This window comes from Sediminibacillus dalangtanensis (assembly GCF_017792025.1).
GTDB classification, from domain to species: domain Bacteria; phylum Bacillota; class Bacilli; order Bacillales; family Amphibacillaceae; genus Sediminibacillus; species Sediminibacillus dalangtanensis.
Window position 1 is genome coordinate 2,624,165 of the sequence record NZ_CP046956.1, and the last position, 17,641, is coordinate 2,641,805.

Sequence of the window (17,641 nt, forward strand, 5' to 3'; positions counted from 1 at the left end):
TCCTTATCCTGTCACCTAAGAAAAATAGCTTCCTTGTTCTTCGCATTTCCAGCTTCTATTCCCCTGGGCATTTCACACACTTTGGGCTTGCGCATACAATAATCCAACCGAATATATTTCAACGAAAGGTTGACCGATATGAAAAGAAACCACTGGCTTAGCTTATTTACACTTGTATGTGTTCTTGCATTAACCGCATGTAGTTCGAACGGAGGAAAAACATCGGTGAAAATCGCCGAGGTTACCCGCAGTATTTTTTATGCTCCTCAATATGTCGCTTTGGAACAAGGGTATTTTGCTGATGAAGGACTGGAAGTCGAGCTGCAGACGACCTGGGGAGGAGATAAAACCATGACGGCATTGTTATCCGATGATGCAGATGTGGCGTTAGTCGGGTCCGAAACATCCATTTATGTAGCTGCGCGCGGTGCCAACGATCCGGTTATCAACTTTGCCCAATTGACCCAGACTGACGGCACCTTCCTGGTAGCAAAACAGCCAAATGATAACTTCAAATGGGAAGATCTAATCGGTAGTGATTTTCTTGGACAGCGAAAAGGCGGGATGCCGCAAATGGTCGGCGAATATGTGTTGAAACAGCATGGAATCGACCCGCATGAAGATTTGAACTTAATCCAGAATATCGACTTTGCTAATATTCCGGGTGCATTTACATCCGGCACCGGAGAATACGTTCAGCTTTTCGAACCACAAGCAAGTAAGTTTGAGGCAGAAGGAAATGGTTATATCGTTGCTTCCTTCGGCGAGGAGTCCGGCCATGTACCGTACACGGTGTTTATGGCAAAACAAAGCTTTCTCAAAGATAACGAAGATACTGCGAAAAAATTCGCCAGAGCCATTTACAAAGCGCAAACCTATATCCAGGAACAGCCACCCAAAAAAATAGCTGAAATCGTAGCACCTTATTTTGAAGATGTAGATAAAGAGCTTCTAAGCTCCTCTATCGAGCGTTATAAAAGCCAAGGGTCGTTTGCAGAAGATCCAATTTTAGATGAAGAAGAATGGAAAAATCTTAAAGCAATCATGGAGGAAGCCGGGGAACTGCCGGAGGATATCCCGTATGAGGAGCTTGTAAACACTACCATTGCCGAAGATGTGATGGCTGAATAGGAGGAGATAACCATGTCTTTCTTGGCTCTCAATCACATTTCTCATCAGTATTTCACAGAAAAAAGCTACACAAAAGCTTTGGATAATATATCCTTTACGGTGGAAGAAGGCTCGTTTATCTCGATTTTGGGCCCGAGTGGCTGCGGAAAGACAACATTACTTTCTATTATTTCGGGATTAATCAAGCCAACCCGTGGAGAAGTGACATTGTCAGGCATTAAAGTAGAAGATGCGGAAGCAGAGATTGGCTATATGCTGCAGCAGGATTATTTATTTCCTTGGAAAACGATACTCGATAATGTTCTGATCGGACCGAAAGTCCAGCGAAAGCAAACGGCAGAAGTACAAGAAAAAGGAATTGACTTTTTAAAGGAAATCGGTTTGGGAAATGTCATCCACGCTTATCCCGCCGAACTATCTGGAGGCATGAGGCAGCGTGCGGCATTGATCCGGACGCTTATCACTGATCCGAAGCTGTTATTGCTGGATGAACCGTTTTCTGCTCTTGACTATCAAACCAAGTTGAAGCTGGAAGATTTAGTTTCCCATCTATTAAAGGAATACCACAAAACCTCTGTCCTCGTTACCCACGACATTGGCGAAGCAATTGCCATGAGTGATCAAATCTACTTGATGAAAGCAAATCCAGGAGAAATAGCGGAGATATTTGAAGTACCGATCGAACTAAGGGACCTGCCTCCTTTTCAGGCAAGGAAGCATTTAAAATATCAATTGTTATTCGATCGTATTTGGGAGGAGTTGAATTCCCTTGAAAACAAATACCAAGTCTGACGATCAACTTTTTGAACAATACCGAAAACGCCGGAAATCCGAGCGGAAAAGTGTTATTCTTTGGCAGTTCGTCATTTTCGTTGTATTCTTTGCCTGCTGGGAGTTGGCGAGCAGACAAGAGTGGATTGATCCGTTAATTTTCAGTTCGCCTTCCCAAGTCGGCTTGCTGTTCACGGAAAAACTGCTGGATGGGTCTCTTTGGTTTCATCTTCACGTGACGCTTATCGAGACGATTATCGGCTTTGCGGTCGGTACGATCCTCGGAATTATTCTTGCTGCCATCCTTTGGTGGTCCGAAAAACTATCCAAGATATTAGACCCTTACTTAGTCGTACTAAATGCCATGCCAAAGGTTGCCTTAGGGCCGATCATCATTGTTGCCCTAGGACCGGGTTATGTTTCGATTATAGCAATGGGAGCGATCATCTGTGTCATCATTACAACCTTAGTGGTCTATGCTGCCTTCCGGGAAGTGGATGAGAACTATGTGAAGGTTTTGAAAAGCTTTGGGGCCAGTAGGAGGCAATGCTTCTCAACTGCCATCCTTCCCGCTTCTTTTCCGGCAATGATTTCTACGTTGAAAGTGAATGTCGGCCTTTCCTGGGTCGGAGTGATTGTAGGGGAGTTCCTTGTTTCTGCCAAAGGGCTTGGATATTTGATCGTTTATGGCTTCCAGGTCTTCGATTTTACACTTGTTCTTTATAGCTTATTGGTCATTGCGATTCTGGCCGCGATTATGTACCAACTTGTTGAAAAGTTAGAAAAATGGCTGATTAAAAATACAGAACGATAATTTTTTCCACCGCAAGTGGCGCAATCAAACCTTACAGCACAAAATCAAGCGGATGAAAAGTGCAACTTCCCACTCCGGCAAGGTACTTCGCTTTCCGCGGGCACGCGTAGTATCTTGCCGTAGCGATTCGAAGCACGTATCAAACAACAGGATAAAACGAGAATAAACAACGAAAAACCGAGCGAATTCATAAGCATTTAGAATTCGTTCGGTTTTTGCTTTGGTGGCCATGCTTTTTTGTCCCGGCCTCTTTGATCAAGTTAAGAGGGTTGAATTCGTTTTCGACAACCGGAAAATCATTTAGAATCAGAACCGGTCAATGGAACTGAGCTAACAAATATACACGCTTCAAACTTAGTGGAAGAACCTGGTCCTTCATCATAAAACTATAATCCGGATTGATTTTCATATGCTTCGGAAATTCATCAAGCCATACAGGACCTTCGGTTTCATAATAAGTGGCTTGTTCGATAACTTGTTCGATTGTAGCGAAATAAACATTTTTTATAATGGTTCCGCCTTTTCCGGCCACGTGGTACTGACCGATATAGACCAAATCTTTGACGACCCCCCCGGTTTCCTCATACACTTCCCGGACAGCCGCCTCTTCAGCTGTTTCTCCCTCTTCCACTTTTCCCCCGGGAAATTCAATTCCCCGTTCTTTATGCTTGGTCAACAGCCAACGGTTGTCCGACCGGCAAATCACCCAGACATGCTTTGGATTTTCGGAAAAAGGATGGTCATCGAATGAAAGCTTTACTTCGTTATTGTAGTAATCGGTGAATGTGATCATTATTGGTTCAACTGCCTTTTAGAACTTGAATGTCAAGAATGCTTCGTCTCCGTGATCTTCCAGCTGTCGTCATACGTTAATTCAAGCTCTAGCGTATAGCTCCCGTGCAATTCAGTCTGGTTTTCCTGAATGACTTTAACTGTTCCATCTCCTGATTCTATCATCTCATATTCGGCCTCACTTTGAAACCATGGCGGTGTTTCGGCCGGTAAAAGATACAATCCATCCTCTTTTTCCTCATAATAATAATCAATATATTTTTTTGCCGCACTTGGCTTGGCTATCTTGGTAAATGCGTCTGTCAATTCATTGATGGAGTTGTAGGACCTCACCCGGTAGCTTTCATCGGTCTCTTGCACAAGCAGATCCATGAATTTCTCTGTTATGGAAACAAGTTGTGCGTGAGTAGGCCTGCTTGCCGTTTCACTGTCAGAAGGAACATTTTCCTGACTTATTTGTTCAGCGCTACCCGCTGTGGCCATCTCTTCATCCCCAGCCTGTCCGGATAAAATAAGTATTGGTATAATCAAAATAAGTACACACATCGCCAGGACTGCAACTGCTTTGTTTCTCATGTGGTCCTCCCCCTTTATGTTCAACATGCTCGATAGTGTTTTATACCTTTATTCCCCATTTTTTAAACTAAAATTGAATGATTGGTGAAACCTTTTCTTACTCTTTAACGTATGGGTACTGAAACGATTTAATCACCTGTTGTTCCCTGTTTACGTGTAACGGGACATTATTTTCAAAGACTCTTTTCTAAAGGTTGTTGTTTTAGATCCAAGATATATCTGCGTATGCTGCCTACACTGGAATCGTTGTTTCCCTTATCAGCGAACACATTCTCTTTTTTAGAAAAACAACACTACACATGAAAAGCTTGCTCTCCATGGCATCACGTAAATCAGGCATTACTCGTTTATATGTCTTCATTCCTCCTAACAATGGATTTATATAGATAAGCAGGCAGACTTTCAGCGGAGGAAATACCTGAAGACCCATGCGGGAGGAGAGGCATCTGTGAGATTCCGGAGAGCATTAGCTCGAGTCGCCTGCGGAAATCGAGAGGTATTTCTGAAGCGCCGACTACACATTTTCTAGTCAAGGACAGAAGTGAACCAATTCATGCGCAGTTTATATCAACTGTAGAAACTATAAGCCAGCAATCAATACGAAAAGAGCCTTAAAAAAGGAGAGATATTTTTGAAAAAAATCTTTTTACCTATGTGCAGCTTGCTTTTCCTGGTGCTTTTAATGACTGCCTGTAGTGCAGATGAAAAAGCAGAACTCGAAGATATTTACCAGCAAACGCTCACAGCTTCCGAAGAATTGGAGAATTTTGAAATGGAAGCAGAGGTTAACCAGCAAGTGGAAGGCGGAGAAGTGGAAATTCCGCCGATTTCGACCACTATCAACGCTGAAATCCAGTTAAAACCGCTGGCCTTTCACCAAACGATGGATATGATGGGCCAGACAGTTGAAATGTACTATACCGAAGAAGGTATGTTTTTCAAAGACCCGCAACAAGGGCAATGGATGAAGGGACCAAAAGAGTTGGCGGATCAATTGAATATGGCGGCAGTTCAGCAACAGCAAAATCCAACCGATCAATTAAAACAATTGGAAGACTATGCAGAGGATTTCAGCATAGAGGAAACAGACAACCGTTACATCCTATCATTAAGTGCATCCGGAGAAGGATTTGATCAGTTGCTGGAAGAGCAATTGAACAGCCTGCCGGAAGGAGAGATAACAGCGGAAGTACTCGATACCCTGAAAATTAACAAACTGGATTATACCATTACCGTGAGCAAGGATACGTATTATCTGGAAACAATGACGGTAGATATGGACCTCGATATAGAAGAGAACGGAACAACAACCAATCTCTCTCAGAAAATGGAATCAACTTACCGGAATTTTAATGAATTGGATACGATTGAAATTCCTGAAGAAGTAACCGATACTGCCATCGAAATGGAAAATCCCATGTAAGCTCATAAGACCTTGCCCCGCCAACGGGCAAGGTCTTATTTGTCGGATGATCAAATCGATGAAAGCAAGGATGCTCGCATGAAGAAAACATACCATCACTTCTACACGGTTAAACTGCCCTGGACCGATTGATTGTGGATTGCGTATATATGGATGCTCAGGTTATGTCCACCAACTCATATGCACAGAAATCTATTCAGGAAGAATGTGCATGCTATTGATATGGCTTTTTGTTTCTTCATCGCCTAACTCGTGAAGCATTTGAAATGCCGCTACAATTCCTGTGTCATACCGATCATTGGCGGAATCCTTATGGTAAGGTATTGGCAAATGGGTGCGAAAAAAGGCAGTAATATCGGAATTGTACATCTCATTGAAAATTTCTCTCAACTGGAAAACTTCTTCATCCGTGGCGAGAATCGTGAAATCATTGTTATTCCCTGACTGCACTTGCGAAATCTCCAAAGTACCTATATTGACAAAGTATCGTTTCTTTTCCATCTTTCACCCTCCTACCCTTTAATTTTCGCTATTTGCAGGAATTTATGAACAACTTTTTTATCTTTCTGCATAAGGTAAGTTACAAACAAGCTTAGAAAGGAAAGGTTAACATGAAATTCGCAGACAACCTTTTTGAATTATATTTGCGACACTTCGAGGAAAAGGAATTTTTAGAAGTATTTATTCATTCTGTCTTAGAACAAATGGATCACGATGATTTACTGGAAGTTTTTGAAGGCTGTCCAAAAGATGAATTGGATGAAATCTTAGGCGGTTATCTGAACAGCAAATTGGAAACAAAAATCACCTCAGTACCTGAGGAGACAAAATTGCCATAAAAAAACCCACTGATAAAAACCAGTGAGTCAATCGTTTATACAAGCGATTCTGCTTTACGGGCCTGCCGTGCTTCTTCCACAGCACTTTTAATCAAACAGCGGCCTCTTCCATGCGGAATGCACATAGGCGTTCCGAACATCGGATCATAGGTCACATCACACTTCATGTTGAACACATCATGTACCATGTTGCAGCTGATGATTTCTTCAGGTCTTCCCTGCGCATACACTTGTTTATCTTTGATGGCGACAATATGATGTGCGTAACGGCAAGCCAAGTTCAAATCATGCAATACCATTACGACGGTGCGACCATCCCGCTCATTCAATTCAAACAATAAATCAAGAATCTCAATTTGATGGGTCATATCCAAATAAGTAGTCGGTTCATCCAATAATATGGTATCTGTCTTTTGTGCAAGCGTCATCGCAATCCATGCTCTTTGCCTTTGACCGCCTGATAAAGAATCGACGGACCGGTCTTGCAGTTCTTTCATGTTGGTCGCCTGTAACGCTTCCTCAACAGCCTGGTCATCCTCTTTTGACCATTTTTTAAACATGCCCTTGTACGGATGTCTTCCCTGCTTTACCAGGTCCAGAACCGATAATCCCTCCGGACTTACCGGGCTTTGCGGCAAAATGGCCAGCTTTTGGGCGACTTCTTTTGTCGGCATCTTGGCAATTTCCTCGCCATGGAGAATCACGCCGCCTTCTTTCGGCTTCAACAACCTTGCCATCGAGCGCAACAGTGTCGATTTTCCGCAGCCATTTCCACCAATAAAGACTGTAATTTCTCCTTTAGGAATGGTTATATTTAAATCATCAATGATTATTTCCTCTCCGTATCCGAGAGTCAAATCCTTTGCTGTCAATGTTTCCATTTCGCAACCTCTCCCTTACGAGCGATGGCTTAAAAGCTATTTCAAACGAATATAGACGTTCCCTAATCGTTTTTTACTCTATCACCAGTTTATTTGCTTTAGAGCTCGGCGTCAATGATTTTGATAATTGTTCTCATTTATTTTTTTGCCAGGACTTCAAACAGAAAGATAAATTAGATGTTTTTTGATTGTTTAATAAAATTAGGTTCTGTTCGTATGAAAGACATAAAACACCTCTGGACAGCAGGCTGGACAAAAGCGCAAGCGCCTGTTCAAAGGAGTACAGGCTAAAACCGCCACATCCTGTGGCAACGCCTGCATGACTCACATCGTTTGGGCCTCCCACAAGCTTAAGCAAAGCCTCGAAGTGGCGGGCTTTTGCCACACAGAGGCTTTGCTTAAGACTTCGAGGGGGTAGGCGCTGGAGCTAGACATCTCTGAAATTTATACTTTCTTATCTTTTAAAAAGACCAAACCGCCATGCGATTTGGTCCAAATAATGTCCTGTTCTTTCCTTCAACGAACTACCGACGAATTCCTTTAACCGATAATGACCCGTTCTTTTGGATAATGGTAAATATCTTTTGTCACACGTCCTCTTAGCAAGAACAGGAAGGAGAATATCCCGATTCTCCCGATGAACATAAGGAAAATGATGATAATCTTCCCAGCCGTCGATAAATCGGGAGTAATCCCCATCGACAAACCGGTTGTTCCAAAGGCCGAACACACTTCAAAGGCTATAGAAATCAACGGAAATGGCTCCAGATATGTCAGTATGGTAATCGCACTTAAGCAAAGCATCGCCGCCGTCGTAATGACAATAAAGGAACGCATCACATCTTCTTGATCGAGTTCTCTGCCGAATACTTTAATACTGGTGTTCCCTTTCCCATAATTGTAAATTGCCAACAGCATGATCGCAAAAGTCGTCGTCCGGATCCCCCCGCCGACACTACTCGGGGAAGCGCCAATGAACATCAGAACACAAATCACTATCAGAGTTGGTGACGTGAAGTCTGCCACATCCATGGTAGCCAGCCCTCCATTTCTCGTAGTGACTGATTGGAAGAGACTGTAGAAAATTTTTTCGTGCCAGATCTTATCCGCCAAAAAAGCGTTTCGCTCCAATACGAATATCAATAACCAACCAGCTAAAACCAACGCAAAAAATGTTAACGTCGTCAGCTTGGAAAACAGAGAAAATGTATATTTTTGATTTATCTCCGACTGCTGTCCTCTTATTAATTCTTGTACTTCAATCAATACAGGAAAGCCGATTGCACCCAAAATCAGCAAGACGATATTGACAAACTGAACAAAATAATCATCCGCAAAAGGAATCAGGGATGCTCCGGTAATATCAAATCCTGCATTGGTCGTGGCACTCACCGATGCAAAAAAACCTTGCAGTAATGCTTCCTGCCATGTATCAAAATAGGATAGAAAATAAGTGCTTAGTATAATGGTACCAATGACTTCGATGGTTACAATGATTTTCAGTATCTTGAGCATTAATTTTACCAAACCAGATAACGTGGTTCTGTTTTGATCAATCTGAATCAGCTGTCTGCCCCGCAGGCCGATTTTTTTGCCCAACAAAATCCAGATGAATGTCCCCAGAGTCATAATTCCGATACCGCCGAACTGAAGCACCACCGTCAATGCAAGTTTTCCTGCAGCATTAAATGTTTCCGCAGTGGAAACAACTGTAAGACCAGTTACACTGACCGCACTTACAGCCGTAAACACTAAATCAATAAACGATATGCTGAACCCGCCCTGATGAAAAAACGGCATGCCTAACAAAAGAGTCGATATAAGGACAGTCATTAAGTAAAACAAAACAATCAAACGGATTGTCGATAGGTGACTTGCTTTAAATAATCGCGAAAATATGTTCATCTTGATTCTCCTTGCTTTCAATTGCAGCAATGTAAGTTTACCAAAAAATACAGTTTGTTTATATAGTTTTTTTCAATTACCTGCTTCTGCTTCTTTTATCGTCTCGTCGGGCGGTTGTACGGGGATTTGAATACCTCGTCTTTCTCAGCATTGTTCGCACTCTGCCTGTCTTCTATACCAAAACAGACATACCTGAAGCCGGTCTGGAATAAATTAACGCTGTTTAAATCCTTTTAGCTGGGTTATATTATACATAAAACGAACATACGTTCTTTGAAAGAGGGGGATTTCATGCTGCCGACAAACCTAAAGCTTCCCAGAAATAATGTTCTTTGTATCGATATGCGTTCTTTTTATGCCAGCGTAGAATGCGTGAAACGCAATTTGGACCCCATGCAGGATATGCTGGCAGTCGTAGGCGACAAAAAGCGATCAGGGAGTATCATTCTGGCTGCCTCCCCTCAATTAAAGAAAAAACACGGAATAAAAAATGTCAGCCGCTATTTCGAGCTTCCAAATGACCCGGATATCCATGTCGCAGAAGCGAAAATGTGCGATTACTTACAAGTCTCCATGGAGATCACCAAGCTGGTCAACCAATATGTCCCGAAAGAAGCAATCCATCAATATTCCGTTGATGAACTATGGGTGACAGTGAACGGTCTGGAAAAATTATATGGAGACTGCTGGCAAATCGCCCGGTTGATCAAAGCAGAATTGCAGGAGACAATGGGATTGACCTGTTCGATCGGCATTGGGGATAATAAATTTTTGGCGAAGGTTGTCATGGATTTATACGCCAAAGAGACAGGAATTGCCGAGTGTCGGTACGAAGATGTAGAAAAAAAGCTATGGCCGGTACCGATTGAAAAAATTTGGGGGATCGGAAAGCGGATGATGCGTAATTTAAATCGAATGGGCATTGTCACACTTGGTCAACTGGCGGATTTTCCTCTAGAGCGGCTTAAGAAACGATTTGGCATTATGGGAGAGCAATTATATTGGCACGCATGGGGGGTAGATTTAAGCCCTGTCACCGGCGATTTTCAAAAACAGGAGCAAAAGGGATTCGGCCATGGAATTACACTGCTGCGGGATTACCGAGGGGACGAAGTTTTCGCCTGCATTCTTGATTTGTGTGAGGAAGTATGCCGAAGAGCAAGGACTGCTGGCCAGGCCGGCAGGACAGTCCACCTCGGCATCGGCTATTCCCAGGAAAGCGGCGGGGGATTCAGCAGATCCCGCTCCGTAGCACTTCCAACGAACATCACCATAGAAATATACAAAGTATGCATGCAGTTATTCCGTGAATTTTATGACGGTGTCAGCAAAGTCCGCCGAGTGTTCGTCACCCTGGATAACTTAGCAAATGATGAGGAAACCCAACTGGATTTGTTCATGGACAAAACCAAACAAAAAGACCTTGGTTATGTCATGGATCAAATCCGGCAAAAATACGGATCTGCTTCCCTGCTGCGTGCCACCAGCTTTACGGATCTAGGCGTGACCCTTGACCGTACACATAAAATCGGCGGCCACAAAGCCTGAGGAATCTTGGTATATCAGTGAAAAATCGGATTGGATTCCCATTCTTCCCGAAGCAGCCCCATCCGGATAGAATCATAAAACTTTCCATTATAATACCGGCACTTCCTTAGCTTTGCTTCCATGGTCATGCCGAGCTTCTCCCCGACTTTTATCATCCGCTGATTTCCGGACCAGGTAGTATAACCGACGCGGACCAGCGGCATGGTTTGAAACAAATGATTAATCCACAGCCGCAGGGCTTCCGTACCATATCCACCGCTCCAATACTGCGGCTGATAGAGGACAATCCCCATTTCCAGCCAAAGCGAGGGCTTATGCTCCCAATAATAGCTGACCATACCGATCACCTTATCATCGACTGTTATGACCCAGCGTTCATCCTGGCTAATCAATTGCTCCTTTTTATCCAGGTACTCATCCAGGGAAATCTGTCGATGAGCAAAATAGGGTGCATCCCACTTTTTCCATTCCGGAGACTTCTCACTGTACGCTAATTTCCACAACATTTCCAGGTCTCTTTCCTCAATCTGGCGTATTGAAATACTTTCCTGGCCCATATCCCATCCCCTCTCTTAAGATCCAGCTTCTTCTAACAAGTCAACTAGCTTATGCCTGACAAGCTTATTCGATGCATTACGCGGCAATTCAGCGATAAAGTAAACTTGTTTCGGCACCTTGAATTTTGCCAAGCGTTCCCTGCAATACTTGAAAACTTGCTCCTTGGTTAAATCGGAATGGGATGGAACAATGAAAACAACGGGTACCTGCCCCCATTGATCATCCTCTCTGCCGATGACACCTGCTTCTTTCACCCCGTCCATCCCGGCGAGAACGCTCTCGATTTCAGCTGGGTAAATGTTTTCACCCCCGGAAATAATCAAATCCTTCCGTCTGTCCATCACATAAAGAAAACCATCTTCATCCAACTTCCCCAAATCGCCGGTGGCCAGCCAACCATCGTGAAACGCTTTTCCATTGGCAGATTCATTTTTGTAATAACCTTTCGTCACCATCGGGCCTTTGACAACTATTTCTCCGACCGTTCCATCTGGAGCGGGCTTTCCATCCAGCATGATTTTCAATTGGGCGGGAACAAGGGGTTTTCCTGCTGAGCCAAGCTTGGATAAGGCGTAGTCCGGGCTAAGCGTGACAATTTGCGAAGAAGTTTCCGTCATGCCGTACGTTTGAAAAACCGGTATCTCATGTACCTTTGCCTTTTCCAACAGTGGCTCTGGTGCCGGACCACCTCCTAAAAGCATACAGCGGAAAGAATCCGGATAACGACCGCCATCCAACTTTTTGATCAGCCGTTCAAGCATCACTGCTACCACGGAAACAATGGTGATATTTCCTGAAATGATCGCTTGATGAGCCAGGTCAATATCAAATTTTTTCATCAAATGAACGGGCATGCCATACACGACACTCTTCACTAACAGTGATAACCCTCCGACATGAAACAGTGGCAGAGAAGCCAGCCATTTATCGTTTTTGCTCAATCCGAGATTGAGAGCCGATGATACCGCACTCCACCAATGATTACCATAAGTATGCTCCACACCTTTTGGAAAACCGGTAGTTCCAGATGTATAAATAATCGTAAACAACTTATCCAACACTAACTCTTCCTGCAAAGCGACAGTTGTTTCTGTTTGATCGTAAATTTCTTGAAAACTGCAGGATTTAGAACAATCAGCTTGGTCGACAGCAGAAAGAGCGAGCTCGGTATGGTCCTCATCATAAAGAAGACACGACACCTCTGCATCATTTAATTGATAAGCCAGTTCCGCAGCAGAAAGACGGACGTTCAGTAAAACGGCGACAGCTCCAAGGTAAGACAAAGCATGAATGGCGGCCACCATATCCGAAGAGTTCGCAGCCAACAAAGCAACATGATTTCCTTCCCGGACACCAGAAGCAGCTATTTTCTTTGCCAGGGACCTGCTTTGATCGCGCAGCTGTTGAAAGGTCAACTCTTCTCCATCGGATGTTTCAATTGCTGTTTTATTTGGTGATAAATCTGCTTGCTTAGTAAGCCAATGAGGAATAACTTCTGTCATGATGTTCGAATCCTTTCTTTAAGAACCTGATAACTAGTATGTCATAATTTTATCGAACAACGAAAAAAATTAAAAGCATGGTCATTCAAAAGCTAGTTGAGCCTCAACACAAATAAAGTAATAATTTCAATACGTGCTATTTACCGCCTTATGTTAAAATAAATAGATGCTAAACCGGTGGAGAGTAAATGAAATGGTACGCCAACTATTTACTCTCCACTTTCTCATGCTTTTTGATTATGCCAATTATACACACAGGGGTGGATTTTTCAATGAACAAAAAAGATATCGCTGCTATCCGCAAACAATTTAAAGTTGACAATGATTTACTCAAAATATCAGACATATTCAATGTTTATATCATGAAGGAATCAAGCGAAATTTATCATCATCAAAGCCAGCCTTTTGAAATGCTGGAACAGGATCAGCAGGAATTATTCATGAATAATTTCAAAAAATTACTTACTGGTCAACTGGACGAAAAACTATTCGAGCTGAAATTCGAACGTGATATAGAAAACAGTAGCCAGCTTATTTTACATCAGGGCTTGCTAAGCAGCGAGGTGGAAGATTGGAAACAACAAATGCTGCTTATCGTTGAGAAAATGCTGAAAAATAAACAATACGAAATGGACATCGTCATCACCTTTATCAAGGCAGAATATTTAAAACCGATGAAACGCCAGAGTGAGGAGTCGGAGGAAAGTGAACGGGATACCGTATTTTCCAATCCGTTTATTCTTTGCAGCATCAACAAAACCCAAGATCCAAAGAAGGAGCTTCTTTTTGATTATGTCGAGAAGGAATTCAAATACAATGTCGTCGTCGATCCGATCATCAATCTGAACGCCCCGATGGCAGGATTCTTGTTTCCTTGTATCACGGATAATGCCGCAGACGTCAACCACATTCTTTATTCAGCAGGCAAAGTGAATGAACCGGATCCAAGCTTTGTAGAAGAAGTGTTGAATGCACAAGAAACAATCACTGCCAAAGAGGATAAAACTGTTTTCGAAGAAATTGTAAAGGACGTAACGGGGGATCAGTTGAATACGTCCACACTTGCCAATGTTTATGAGGAAATAAACCGTGTAATGGAAGACAATGAAGAGGAAGAAACACCAAAGCTAGATTATCGGGACGTTGAACGGGTGTTAAAAATGAGCGGTGTTGACGACGTGAATACAGAAAAGGTCGAAGCTGCTTTTCATCATGTTATCGATGATGAGAAATACGAGCTGAAAGCGAGTAATATTTTGCCAAAATATAATTCAAAATCAATAAAAATCAACACGAAAGTGGCGAACATTTCAATCAGCCCGGAAGATTTGCGATACGTAAGACAAGTAAACTTCAATGGCAAGCGCTGTATCATGATCGAAGTAGAAGAAGATACCGTGATTGAAGGATTTAAAATGATACCCGAAGCTTTTTAGCATGTGCCTGCTGCGATAATTGCTGCACTTGATAGAAACTAAGCAGTAACTATGATGGGAAATTTCATTGCCTATTCAAATAGAGTGGTAACCACCGCTTCGGTAGCATACTTCGCTTTCCGCGGGCACGGCTTCAGCTAACTTGGTAAAGAAAAACCGCTTTACCAAGTGGATCTTCAGCTCGCGCTTTTCCCGTTGGAGTCTGCGTATGCTCCCTTCGCTAAGAGCATGCTGATTATCGCTAGCGTAGAAACTTTTTTCCTTGAAACCCAACAAGACTTCTTAAAAACGGTTGTCAGGAAACGCGTGCTTTTCTTCCTAGAAAACAGTTGGGGTTCCTTCTTTTCTCCTTCTCTTGGACTTTTTGCTTGTTTTTCTATCTACATGCAGGACCAAGTGATGCAAGAGAAAAATGTCTCGTACATTCGTTTAGAAACAGGAAGCTGTTCCCAGCGAAATACCCGAAGACTCCTCGAAAATACAAACCACCAGCCGCCCGCGGAAAGCGCAGGGGATTTCCGTAGCGCTGGACTACACCACTACTATAAAAAGGCCCAAGGACTACAAAGGAAGTTACTGCGTAGTTTATATTTTTTTCGCATACAGAATTAGTTGAAAAGAAAGGGCTGCAACCGCAGCCCTTTTCTCATGGCTATAGAATTGAATCAGACTGGCAGCTACACTCTATAAGGAGCTGATCGCTTCCTTAATCGGAGTAGTACCAGTCACTACTTGAAATTCTTTCCCGATTGTCGAGTCATTCTCCAGGCTGGCTGCGATGACGCTTGCAATATCTTCTCGCGGAACTTCTCCTCTTTCCAATTCAATTGCAGCCTTCACTTTTCCCGTCCCTTTTTCATTTGTCAACGCACCAGGATGAATGATGGTATAATCCAAGTCTGTCCGCTTCAGCCACTCATCAGCATAATGTTTTGCTGCAACATAAGGTGCAAACGAGGAAGGGGCCTCTTGTATTGCTTCTCGTCTAGTATCAAACGAGCTAATCATAATAAATCGTTTCACACCAGCAGCTTTGGCTGCTTCAATGGTTTTGACCGCTCCGTCCAAGTCCACCATGATCGTTTTATCTTTTCCTGTGTGTGGGCCGGAACCCGCAGTAAAGACGACAGCATCAACTCCCTCCGCAGCTTTGGCGATCGTTTCAATATCCTGTTCCAAGTCAACCAATGCTGTTTCAGCGTTCAGTTTTTCAAAGAATGCTGCCTGTTCCTGTTTCCGGATCATTGCCTTTGCTTCCAGGCTCTCCTTATGCTGCATAATAGTAACAAGATGTTTCCCGATTTTTCCGTTTGCTCCTACAACTAGAACTTTCAATTTCTTCATCCTTTCTAAGTAAAGGGTTAGAGAGACCCTTTTTGATTAAGGTCTTTGTCTTTATCCTAAAGTGAAAAGAAGGGAAATGTCCAGAATCAACCATCAGTAAATAGATACACTTTGTAACATTAATCTTTTTCCAAATGTAAACAACCTATTTTTCACCCCTATTTAAACTTCATCGCTCAGATGAAGTGCTCTTTGACTGCTTCTCCACCCCTATTTAAAGCTTTTTGTCTAAGCCATCATTCAAAGGGAATCTCTCCATCGAATCGAAGAGAGCCACTCCAAGGGAGACAGGTGTGTTCAAAAGCAAAAACCGAACGATTTTGATCATCGTTCGGTTTTTCCCATGGCCACTATGCTTTTTTTTCAGTTCGTATTAAGGGAAACGAGGGAATTGCTTGAAGTCCGGTTTACGCTTTTCTTTGAAGGCGTCTCTTCCTTCCTTCGCCTCATCTGTTGTGTAGTACAGCAATGTCGCATCGCCGCCCATTTGCTGTAAGCCAGCCAAACCATCTGTATCAGCGTTGAAAGAAGCTTTCAAGAAACGCAGAGCAGTTGGTGATTTTTCCAGCATTTCCTGGCACCACTGTACAGTTTCCTCTTCGAGCTTATCCAATGGTACCACCGTATTCACCAAGCCCATATCCTCGGCTTCTTTTGCGCTGTATTGACGGCACAAATACCAGATTTCCCTTGCCTTTTTATGACCGACAATTCTCGCCAGAAGACCGGCGCCATAACCTGCATCGAAACTTCCAACCTTAGGACCTGTTTGTCCGAACACCGCATTATCGGCAGCAATCGTCAAATCACACACAATATGTAGGACATGGCCGCCCCCGATTGCATAACCGGAAACCATTGCTACTACCGGTTTTGGAATAACACGGATCAGGCGCTGTAAATCCAGCACATTCAGGCGGGGAATTTGATCCTCACCAACGTATCCGCCGTGACCGCGGACTTTCTGGTCTCCTCCTGCACAAAAAGCTTCATCCCCTGCACCAGCAAGGACAATAACACCAATATTGGAGTTGTCACGTGCCCGGGTAAACGCGTCTATCAATTCATTTGTTGTTTCCGGACGAAATGCATTGCGTACCTCTGGACGGTTAATCGTGATTTTTGCGATTCCATTATAAGATTCGTAAAGAATATCTTCGTATTCCCGTTCTGTAACCCATTCAATTGCCATAGGGATACCCTCCATTCAAAATTGTTTTGGTTTCTTGTTCCCGGGAAGCTAAGAGCTATTCGGGAAAGACCTCATAGAAAAATCATAAAAGCACTTCCCTGATTTCGATGCTCCATTAGCTTCCTTAGACATTTTCCAACAAGAATTCATGTACTATTGTATCAAATTTTTGTGGTTGCTCCACATGAATTGCATGCCCGGACAACGGAATTATTTTCAACTCGCTGGACGGCATACTTTGGTGCATCTCTTCTGCAATGCCGACGAACTTCTGATCTATTTCACCCGCGAGAAGTAAAACCGGCAAGCGAATGTCACCCAGTTCTCCCCACCAGGATGGCTGCGCCCCCGTCCCCATCCCAATCAGCGAATCGGCAAGTCCCCGCTCTGTTTGACTCAATCTTTCCTCACGGATACGATTTTGGATTGATTCCGGAAGTTTTTTTTGTGACTCAAATAAGGGAAGGTTCTCCCAGTAGTCCACAAACGAGGGGATACCTTCTTCTAGGATTCTTCCAGCCAGTGCTTCGTCTTTTGTCTGCCGTGCAAGCTGTTCGTCAGGCGAACCGAGACCAGGGGATGCACTTTCCAAAACCAGTGACTGCACGCGTTCCGGTTTTAACACGGAAAAAGATAAGGCCGTCCTCCCACCTAGGGAATAACCGAGCAGACTCACCTTGGAAATCGAAAGCTGATCCAGCAGTAGTTCCAGATCCTCACAGAAATCCTCCATCCGAATCGGGCCTTGTATCTTCGTCTTTCCGTGACCTGGTAAGTCAAGCAACAATACCCGAAACCTATCCTTCCACTTTTCGGCATATTGCTGCCAGCTTGTACTGCTTCCGGTAAAACCGTGCAGCAGCAGCAAAGGAGGGCCGCTGCCAACCTCTTCTAACCAATATTGTTTCCTGTCGATTGTGTAATACATC

17 protein-coding genes are annotated in these 17,641 nt (G+C 43.4%); 7 read left to right on the plus strand and 10 right to left on the minus strand.

The window, feature by feature from the left end; genetic code table 11:
• Positions 1-138: 138 nt before the first annotated feature.
• Genes ERJ70_RS13175 through ERJ70_RS13185 form a run of 3 tightly spaced genes read left to right on the plus strand, consistent with a single transcriptional unit; the run spans position 139 to position 2,716 of the window.
• Complete coding sequence (locus tag ERJ70_RS13175) at positions 139-1,131, plus strand: ABC transporter substrate-binding protein (RefSeq protein ID WP_209365294.1); 993 nt, start codon at positions 139-141, stop codon at positions 1,129-1,131.
• A gap of 12 nt (positions 1,132-1,143) precedes the next feature.
• Complete coding sequence (locus ERJ70_RS13180; RefSeq protein WP_209365295.1) at positions 1,144-1,923, plus strand: ABC transporter ATP-binding protein; 780 nt, start codon at positions 1,144-1,146, stop codon at positions 1,921-1,923.
• Positions 1,901-2,716 (plus strand): ABC transporter permease, encoded by an 816-nt coding sequence (locus tag ERJ70_RS13185; protein ID WP_209365296.1) that lies wholly within the window; start codon positions 1,901-1,903, stop codon positions 2,714-2,716. Before ERJ70_RS13180 ends, ERJ70_RS13185 begins: the two co-directional genes overlap by 23 nt.
• 316 nt (positions 2,717-3,032) lie before the next feature.
• On the opposite strand, the gene ytkD is transcribed toward ERJ70_RS13185, so the two are convergent.
• Together ytkD and ERJ70_RS13195 are read right to left on the minus strand one after the other, a co-directional pair.
• The gene (gene ytkD / locus ERJ70_RS13190) at positions 3,033-3,509 is read right to left on the minus strand and encodes an RNA deprotection pyrophosphohydrolase (protein ID WP_209365297.1); all 477 of its coding nucleotides are present in this window, start codon (positions 3,507-3,509) and stop codon (positions 3,033-3,035) included.
• A 32-nt stretch (positions 3,510-3,541) separates the two neighbouring features.
• The gene (locus ERJ70_RS13195) at positions 3,542-4,084 is read right to left on the minus strand and encodes a hypothetical protein (protein WP_209365298.1); all 543 of its coding nucleotides are present in this window, start codon (positions 4,082-4,084) and stop codon (positions 3,542-3,544) included.
• Positions 4,085-4,715: 631 nt separating this feature from the next.
• Between ERJ70_RS13195 and ERJ70_RS13200 the strand changes: the two genes are divergently transcribed.
• A complete protein-coding gene (locus tag ERJ70_RS13200) occupies positions 4,716-5,507 on the plus strand; it encodes a DUF6612 family protein (RefSeq protein ID WP_209365299.1) in 792 nt (263 codons plus the stop codon).
• A gap of 192 nt (positions 5,508-5,699) precedes the next feature.
• On the opposite strand, the gene ERJ70_RS13205 is transcribed toward ERJ70_RS13200, so the two are convergent.
• The gene (locus ERJ70_RS13205; protein ID WP_209365300.1) at positions 5,700-6,008 is read right to left on the minus strand and encodes a hydrolase; all 309 of its coding nucleotides are present in this window, start codon (positions 6,006-6,008) and stop codon (positions 5,700-5,702) included.
• Positions 6,009-6,118: 110 nt separating this feature from the next.
• On the opposite strand from ERJ70_RS13205, the gene ERJ70_RS13210 reads away from it, so the two are divergent.
• Entirely contained in the window at positions 6,119-6,346 is a 228-nt protein-coding gene (locus ERJ70_RS13210; RefSeq protein WP_209365301.1) for a DUF6154 family protein, read from the plus strand.
• 35 nt (positions 6,347-6,381) lie between these two features.
• Here the strand turns inward: ERJ70_RS13210 and ERJ70_RS13215 are convergent, their stop codons facing one another.
• Both ERJ70_RS13215 and ERJ70_RS13220 read right to left on the minus strand, forming a co-directional pair.
• A complete protein-coding gene (locus ERJ70_RS13215; protein WP_209365302.1) occupies positions 6,382-7,227 on the minus strand; it encodes an ABC transporter ATP-binding protein in 846 nt (281 codons plus the stop codon).
• A 540-nt stretch (positions 7,228-7,767) separates the two neighbouring features.
• Positions 7,768-9,132, minus strand: a complete 1,365-nt coding sequence (locus ERJ70_RS13220) for a TrkH family potassium uptake protein (RefSeq protein ID WP_209365303.1) — start codon at positions 9,130-9,132, stop codon at positions 7,768-7,770.
• 291 nt (positions 9,133-9,423) lie between these two features.
• On the opposite strand from ERJ70_RS13220, the gene ERJ70_RS13225 reads away from it, so the two are divergent.
• On the plus strand, positions 9,424-10,680 hold the full coding sequence (locus ERJ70_RS13225; protein WP_209365304.1) for a DNA polymerase IV: 1,257 nt from the start codon (positions 9,424-9,426) through the stop codon (positions 10,678-10,680).
• Between the two features lie 14 nt (positions 10,681-10,694).
• Here ERJ70_RS13225 and ERJ70_RS13230 read toward each other — a convergent pair whose 3' ends face one another.
• Together ERJ70_RS13230 and ERJ70_RS13235 are read right to left on the minus strand one after the other, a co-directional pair.
• Entirely contained in the window at positions 10,695-11,237 is a 543-nt protein-coding gene (locus ERJ70_RS13230) for a GNAT family N-acetyltransferase (protein WP_209365305.1), read from the minus strand.
• 15 nt (positions 11,238-11,252) lie between these two features.
• The gene (locus ERJ70_RS13235) at positions 11,253-12,740 is read right to left on the minus strand and encodes an o-succinylbenzoate--CoA ligase (protein ID WP_209365306.1); all 1,488 of its coding nucleotides are present in this window, start codon (positions 12,738-12,740) and stop codon (positions 11,253-11,255) included.
• 272 nt (positions 12,741-13,012) lie between these two features.
• On the opposite strand from ERJ70_RS13235, the gene ERJ70_RS13240 reads away from it, so the two are divergent.
• Entirely contained in the window at positions 13,013-14,176 is a 1,164-nt protein-coding gene (locus tag ERJ70_RS13240; RefSeq protein WP_209365307.1) for a DUF4317 domain-containing protein, read from the plus strand.
• 684 nt (positions 14,177-14,860) lie between these two features.
• Here ERJ70_RS13240 and ERJ70_RS13245 read toward each other — a convergent pair.
• From ERJ70_RS13245 to menH, 3 genes are all read right to left on the minus strand, one after another.
• Positions 14,861-15,520, minus strand: a complete 660-nt coding sequence (locus ERJ70_RS13245; RefSeq protein WP_209365308.1) for an SDR family oxidoreductase — start codon at positions 15,518-15,520, stop codon at positions 14,861-14,863.
• A 373-nt stretch (positions 15,521-15,893) separates the two neighbouring features.
• Entirely contained in the window at positions 15,894-16,712 is an 819-nt protein-coding gene (menB, locus tag ERJ70_RS13250; protein WP_026569618.1) for a 1,4-dihydroxy-2-naphthoyl-CoA synthase, read from the minus strand.
• A 124-nt stretch (positions 16,713-16,836) separates the two neighbouring features.
• Positions 16,837-17,640: a 2-succinyl-6-hydroxy-2,4-cyclohexadiene-1-carboxylate synthase gene (gene menH / locus ERJ70_RS13255; protein WP_209365309.1), complete on the minus strand. Its 804-nt coding sequence runs from the start codon at positions 17,638-17,640 to the stop codon at positions 16,837-16,839.
• Position 17,641: the final 1 nt, after the last annotated feature.

Coding starts and splice junctions, on each gene's coding strand:
- ERJ70_RS13210 (WP_209365301.1), top strand. CDS start 6,119: ATGAAATTCGCAGACAACCTTTTTGAATTATATTTGCGACACTTCGAG.
- ERJ70_RS13180 (WP_209365295.1), top strand. CDS start 1,144: ATGTCTTTCTTGGCTCTCAATCACATTTCTCATCAGTATTTCACAGAA.
- ERJ70_RS13215 (WP_209365302.1), bottom strand. CDS start 7,227: ATGGAAACATTGACAGCAAAGGATTTGACTCTCGGATACGGAGAGGAA.
- ERJ70_RS13175 (WP_209365294.1), top strand. CDS start 139: ATGAAAAGAAACCACTGGCTTAGCTTATTTACACTTGTATGTGTTCTT.
- ERJ70_RS13240 (WP_209365307.1), top strand. CDS start 13,013: ATGAACAAAAAAGATATCGCTGCTATCCGCAAACAATTTAAAGTTGAC.
- menB (WP_026569618.1), bottom strand. CDS start 16,712: ATGGCAATTGAATGGGTTACAGAACGGGAATACGAAGATATTCTTTAC.
- ERJ70_RS13245 (WP_209365308.1), bottom strand. CDS start 15,520: ATGAAGAAATTGAAAGTTCTAGTTGTAGGAGCAAACGGAAAAATCGGG.
- ERJ70_RS13195 (WP_209365298.1), bottom strand. CDS start 4,084: ATGAGAAACAAAGCAGTTGCAGTCCTGGCGATGTGTGTACTTATTTTG.
- menH (WP_209365309.1), bottom strand. CDS start 17,640: ATGTATTACACAATCGACAGGAAACAATATTGGTTAGAAGAGGTTGGC.
- ERJ70_RS13205 (WP_209365300.1), bottom strand. CDS start 6,008: ATGGAAAAGAAACGATACTTTGTCAATATAGGTACTTTGGAGATTTCG.
- ERJ70_RS13220 (WP_209365303.1), bottom strand. CDS start 9,132: ATGAACATATTTTCGCGATTATTTAAAGCAAGTCACCTATCGACAATC.
- ERJ70_RS13230 (WP_209365305.1), bottom strand. CDS start 11,237: ATGGGCCAGGAAAGTATTTCAATACGCCAGATTGAGGAAAGAGACCTG.
- ytkD (WP_209365297.1), bottom strand. CDS start 3,509: ATGATCACATTCACCGATTACTACAATAACGAAGTAAAGCTTTCATTC.
- ERJ70_RS13225 (WP_209365304.1), top strand. CDS start 9,424: ATGCTGCCGACAAACCTAAAGCTTCCCAGAAATAATGTTCTTTGTATC.
- ERJ70_RS13235 (WP_209365306.1), bottom strand. CDS start 12,740: ATGACAGAAGTTATTCCTCATTGGCTTACTAAGCAAGCAGATTTATCA.